The sequence below is a fragment of the Streptomyces rhizosphaerihabitans genome, from assembly GCF_025399795.1.
GTDB classification, from domain to species: domain Bacteria; phylum Actinomycetota; class Actinomycetes; order Streptomycetales; family Streptomycetaceae; genus Streptomyces; species Streptomyces rhizosphaerihabitans.
Genome location: NZ_JAODTZ010000195.1, coordinates 1 through 429, shown reverse-complemented (window position 1 = coordinate 429; position 429 = coordinate 1). Strand labels below are relative to the sequence as shown.

Here is a 429-nt window from a genome sequence, read left to right as displayed (position 1 = left end):
GCCGATGGCGAGGGTGCCCACGACCATGACCTGCTGCACGATCAGCGAGAAGTTCCCGCCGGTCAGGAACTGGTCGGTCGAGAGGGAGAAGAAGGCACAGGCCAGGAGGAGGGCGACCAGGGGTCCGGTGGTCGGTGCGGCGAGCAGTCTGCGCGCCGTGGTCGGTGCTTTGAGCTCCGAGTAGGGCGTTGTCGTGGCTGTCATGCGAAGTCCTTGGTGGAAGACAGATGTCCTTGTGGCCGGCAGCGAGGGCGAAACCCTCGCTGCCGGGACAGGGGGCGGTCGGCCTGGGCGGGGAGTGGGGCCGACCGCCCCGCTGAGGGGAGTGGCGTGGGTGGGGCGGCTCAGCCCCAGCAGTTCTCCAGGCCGTAGCCGGTGTCCTTCGACGTGGCCCCGTCCTGTGCCTTGTCGGTGATCAGGGTGACGCCG

Annotated in this window: 1 pseudogene; it reads right to left on the bottom strand. The window is 69.2% G+C overall.

The features are described from left to right. Nucleotides 1-204, bottom strand: a pseudogene (locus N4G66_RS45375) (ABC transporter permease); the annotation flags it as partial. Nucleotides 205-429 lie beyond the last annotated feature (225 nt).